This window comes from Caulobacter sp. P1_B12_2, assembly GCF_056406675.1.
In genome coordinates this window covers 1-4,915 of the sequence record NZ_JBFTZS010000357.1, presented here as the reverse complement: position 1 = coordinate 4,915, position 4,915 = coordinate 1, and the positions used below count along the sequence as shown (strand labels likewise).

At 67.3% G+C, this 4,915-nt stretch carries 4 protein-coding genes; 1 reads left to right on the top strand and 3 read right to left on the bottom strand.

What is annotated here, in order from left to right; all coding sequences use genetic code 11:
• Nucleotides 1-1,092, bottom strand: a 1,092-nt coding sequence (locus AC1DZ6_RS19015; protein WP_477098705.1) for a DUF6880 family protein, incomplete at its 3' end; no start/stop codon positions are given.
• A gap of 271 nt (nt 1,093-1,363) precedes the next feature.
• Between AC1DZ6_RS19015 and AC1DZ6_RS19010 the strand changes: the two genes are divergently transcribed.
• A complete protein-coding gene (locus tag AC1DZ6_RS19010) occupies nt 1,364-1,723 on the top strand; it encodes a hypothetical protein (RefSeq protein WP_477098704.1) in 360 nt (119 codons plus the stop codon).
• A 4-nt stretch (nt 1,724-1,727) separates the two neighbouring features.
• On the opposite strand, the gene AC1DZ6_RS19005 is transcribed toward AC1DZ6_RS19010, so the two are convergent.
• Nucleotides 1,728-3,242, bottom strand: coding sequence for a tryptophan halogenase family protein (locus AC1DZ6_RS19005; RefSeq protein WP_477098703.1), 1,515 nt, complete (start codon nt 3,240-3,242; stop codon nt 1,728-1,730).
• Nucleotides 3,243-3,252: 10 nt separating this feature from the next.
• Entirely contained in the window at nt 3,253-4,791 is a 1,539-nt protein-coding gene (locus AC1DZ6_RS19000; RefSeq protein ID WP_477098702.1) for a tryptophan halogenase family protein, read from the bottom strand.
• Between the last annotated feature and the right edge of the window lie 124 nt (nt 4,792-4,915).

The window sequence follows — 4,915 nt, the reverse complement described above, 5'->3', positions numbered from 1 at the left end:
ATCCCAGGCCGGCCATTCGATCAGGAAATCGAGCGCGGCGTGCAGGTCGTGGAAGTCCTCGGCATGGGCCAGGGCGCGATCCTCGGCCTCGACATCGTCGAAATCAGCCAGGCGCTTGAGGTGATCACGCAGGCGATCCGCCGAGAGCCCGCGCTCGAAGGCGGTCCAGCGCATCTCTTGGGCGAGACTGGACTGCCCGCGCGCCTCCAGCACGTCGATATAGGCGTCCTCCCAGTCCAGGGCGCCGGGGCCGGGCAGCGAGGGCCGGCCCAGCACCGCCCCGACCAGTTGGGCGAACGAGCCCGGCGTGGCGCGGTCGAGCGCCTTCACGGCTTCGTCAAACCGTCCAGCCGCGGTCAGTCGCCGGGCGATCTGGGCCGCGATCGGCGGCAGCACGGCCTGGGAGTCGGTGAATTGGGCGATGTAGCCGTCGACGTCGCCCTGGGCGTCGGCCAGCACCTGGACGGCGGCCTTCAGCGCGCCGCTGACCCGCTTCTGCGAGGCCATGGTGGTTTCGATCACCGCCCGCAGGTCGGCCACCCCCTGGGCGCCGAGGGCCGGCAGAGCGTTCTTCAGCGCGCGCGGTCCCATGCCTGCTCTGCCGTGCATCAACAGATCAAGCAACTGGTTGGCCAAGGCGCGCGGATCGGGCAAGGCGGTCGCCGCGATCATCGCCACGTCGTCGATGGCGGCGTCGAACACCGCGTCGATCTCTCCCTTGGCGTCGGCCGTGCGGTGGAACACCCCCTCGGCCGTGCCGAGGAACCGCAGCATCATCGGCAGGGCCAGGGTCGGGTCCAGCTCCGCCAGGCGTCCGGCGATCAGAGCGCGCTGCATGTCGAGTTCGCGGACGAACTCCTTGTGCTTGCGCCAGTGGATACGGGCGCGGCTGTCGGCGACGGTGTCGATGCGCTTGGCCAGTTCGGCCGCGAGGTCCTCGGGACCGATCTCGCCGGCCAGCTCCAGCCGCAGCCGGCGCTTGATCTGGGCATGGCCTTCGGCGACGTCAATCAGCAGGTCGGCCAGCCGCTCCGCCCCCAGGGCGGCCAGATTGGCCGTCGTCAGGGTCTTTCGCGATCCCGTACGCTTCACCGTCGCCAGCGGAGTTCTCCCGTCCGTATCCGTTGGATCGCGGGCCGAGTCGCCGCGTCCGTCGGTCCTCCTTTAGCACGACCGTTCGGACGTGGTCCGCGCGGCCGTTTCACCCACGAACGCGCCGACCGCGTCGTCTGGGCAACAGACGGCAAACGTTCGGGGTTTCAACGCGCTCCGTGTGGAACACGATGTCATCGGCCGTGTTGAGTCCTCGTTCAGAGGATTCGTTAACATGGCCAAGGGTTGGGCGAGAGCGGGAGCGGCGGCCGTGGGTTTGGCCGTCCTGGCTTTTGGCGCGCCGGCCCTGGCCCAGACCTGCCGCGGCCCCGCGCCGGCGGCCGGTCAGACGATCAGCGGACCGGTCCTGCACGTCATCGACGGCCGAACCCTCTGCCTCGCCCAAGGGCCGACGCCCGATCAGTGGGTCCCGGTGCGGATCTCGCCCGCCGTGACCGCCCTGCCCGCCGATCGCGATCGTCTGATGGCAGCGGCCTTCGCCCAGTCCCTGACCTGCAAGGTCACCGGCGGCGGCGCGGTGAAGGTGGCGACCTGTACGGTCGCGGGACGTCCGCTGGATGCTCTGCTGGCCGAACCGGCGACGATCACCCAGGCCAAGGCCTGGCGCTGAACCCTTAAGCCGAGCGCTTGAAAGGCGTGGCCGGGCAATGGGTTCGCAGAAACTCCTCGTGGCTGGGCAGGGTCGCCACGAAGTCGGCCAGCATGGGGGCGGACTTGTCCATCAGGTTCATGATCACGCTCAGCGGGATGCGGTCGACCAACTGCTGATAGCGGTCGGGCCGGACGCCCATGCCTTCCATCACCGACTGCCAGCTGGGCGCGCGGAACATGTCATCGACGCCGTCGCGCAGCACACCGGCCGCCTTGAACAGGGCGATGCGCTCCCGGAGGCTCTCGGGCGGGACCACCTGCTGATAGTCACGCCAGAACGGCGTGTCGTCGCGCCGGGTCGTGATGTAGTGCAGGACGATGAAGTCGCGGATCTCCTCGTAGTCGGCGACCATGCGGCGGTTGTACTCGGCCGCCAGGGTTTGGTCGGCGTCCATGTCGGGCATGAACCGCAGAAGATAGTCCATGCCCTTGTAGATCAGGTGCAGGGCCGTGGATTCCAGCGGTTCGATGAAGCCGCAGGACAGGCCGATGGACACCACGTTCTTGACCCACGGGCGCTCGCGCACGCCGGTCTTGAACGGGATCACCGTCGGACCCAGCACGACCTCGCCCTTCATCTGGCTCATCAAGGTGGCCGTGGCCTCGTCGTCGCTCAGATACTTGCTGGCATAGACATAGCCGTTGCCCGCACGGTGCTGCAGCGGGATGCGCCAGCGCCAGCCGAAGTCCTGAGCCTGGACCAGTGTGTACGGATGGGGCGCGTCGACATTCTCGGTCTGGGCGGCGATGGCCCGGTCGCACAGCAGCACGTCGCTCCAGTCGCGGAAGGGCTCGCCCAGGGTCTTGCCGATCAGCAGGGCGCGGAAGCCCGAGCAGTCGATGAAGAAATCGCCGGCCACCTCGCGACCGTCCTTCATGATCACCTTCTGGACGCCGCCGTCGGCGCGGGTGGCCACGTCGGTGACGATGCCCTCCGTGCGCTTGACGCCACGCGCCTCGGCGAACTTGCGCAGGTACAGCGCCACCAGCTTCGCATCGACGTGCAGGGCGTAGTTGGCGTTGGCGATCATGGTGCGCTGGGCCTTGGCCGGCAGCATGAACTTGCCCGTGTCGGCCATCACCGTGGCCGGCGCGAAATCCTGAAGCGCCGACGGGTGGCCGTTGGCCTTGGCCCGCAGCCAGCACTGATAGAACTCGTTGACCTCCAGCGGACCGCCGATCTGACCGAACGGGTGGTAGTAGACGTCGCCCTTCTCGAGCCAGTTTTCGAACCGGATGCCAAGCTTGAAGGCGGCCTGGGTTTCCTGAATGAATTCCTGCTCGTTGATGCCCAAGGTGCGGATCAGCTGGAGGAACGGCGGGATGGTCGATTCCCCTACGCCGATCGTGCCGATCTCCTCGGACTCGATCAGTTCGACCTCTGTCGGACCGTTCTGGAAATAGTGGCTGAGCATGGCCGCGCAGATCCAGCCAGCCGAGCCGCCGCCGACGATCACGATCTTGTTCAGGTGAGCCATCTGACTGTTCCTACTCGGCCGCGACCGGTTGAGGGCGGGCGTACTGTTCGATGAAGTCGCCGTGGGTGCGGGTGGCGGCGACGGTGTCGGCCACGGCCTTGCGCATTTCGGCCAGGGCGGCGGACAGCTGCCCGGCGTCGAAGCCGTCGACGCTGAAGTCGTAGGTCTCCGGCAGCAGGTCGAAGCCGGCGTAGATCGCCAGCCAGCTGGGCTGAGAGAACATCTCCCAGCGATAGCGGACGAAGTGTCCCTGGGCGCGCCACAGATCCATCTTCTTCTGCAGGGTGTCGGGGATCGTCATGTCGCGGCAATGGGTCCAGAAGCCGGTCGTGTCGTCGGGACGCCGGTTCAGCTTGTAGTGCAGGATGATGAAGTCGCGGACGCGCTCCATCTCCAGGCGCGACATCTCGTTGAATTCGTCCACCACCGCCGGATCGAAGTCGCGGTTGGGGAACAACTGCTTGATCTTTTCGATGCCCGTCTCGATCAGGGCGATGCTGGTGCTTTCCAGCGGCTCCAGGAAGCCCGAGGCCAGGCCCAGGGCGATGCAGTTCTTGTTCCAGGCCTTCAGACGGCGGCCCGGATGGAAGCCGATCTTGCGCGGCTCGTGCAGCAGCCGCTCGTCCAGCGAGGCGGTCAGCACCTTGCGGGCGTCCTCCTCGGAGGTGTGGCGACTGGAATAGACGTAGCCGTTGCCCCAGCGGTGCTGCAGCGGGATCCGCCACTGCCAGCCCGCCGGACGGGCGGTGACGTCGGTATAGGGCGGTGGAGCGCCCTTCCCTTCGCTCTGGACGGCCAGAGCGCTGTCGCACAGCAGCCACTGGCTCCAGTCCTCGTAGCCGGTGTGCAGGGCCTCTTCGATCAGCAGGCCGCGGAATCCCGAGCAGTCGATGAACAGGTCGCCCGAAACGGTCGCGCCGGTGTCGAGGGACACGGACTCGATGAAGCCGTCCTCGACCCGCAGATTGGTCCTGACGATCTTGGCGTCGATGCGCCGCACGCCGTTCTGCTCGGCCACCTGGCGCATCAGCTTGGCGAACAGGCTGGCGTCGAAATGCAGCGCCCAGTCGAACACCGACAGGGTCGAGGGCGGATTGCGCGAGGGGGTGGTGAACTTGCCGGCGGCGGCCAGGCTGGCGCCCAGCGAGTAGTCGCCGAGCGGAACGTCCTCGCCCTGGTTGCGCAGGCGCATCCAGTAGTGATGGAACGACACGCCCTTCAGGTCCTGGCCGTAGAGGCCGAAGGGGTGGATGAAAGAAGACCCGGGCGCGGTCCAATCGTTGAAGCGGATGCCCAGTTTGCAGGTGCCGCCGGTGGCCCGCAGCACGTCGACGTCGGACAGGCCCAGGGCCTGGTAGAAGCGGCGGATGGTCGGGATCGTCGCCTCGCCCACCCCGATCGTGCCGATCTCGGAGGACTCGATCAGGGTGATATTGACCGGCGCGGCGCCGAAATGGTGCTTCAGGCTGGCCGCCGCCATCCAGCCCGCCGTGCCGCCCCCGACGATGACGATGTCGCGGATACGCCGCTCGTGCGCGCTGTCCTGCATGGATGCTCCCTACCCTTCGTCGAAGCGCTTCATGGCTCCTGCTCGCGGGCTTCGAAGCGCCCGTCTTGGCCTTCATGCTAGCCGTCCCGCTCGAAAAAAGAAGCCGCCGTGACAGGGGTCACGG

Coding starts and splice junctions, on each gene's coding strand:
- AC1DZ6_RS19005 (WP_477098703.1), bottom strand. CDS start 3,242: ATGGCTCACCTGAACAAGATCGTGATCGTCGGCGGCGGCTCGGCTGGC.
- AC1DZ6_RS19000 (WP_477098702.1), bottom strand. CDS start 4,791: ATGCAGGACAGCGCGCACGAGCGGCGTATCCGCGACATCGTCATCGTC.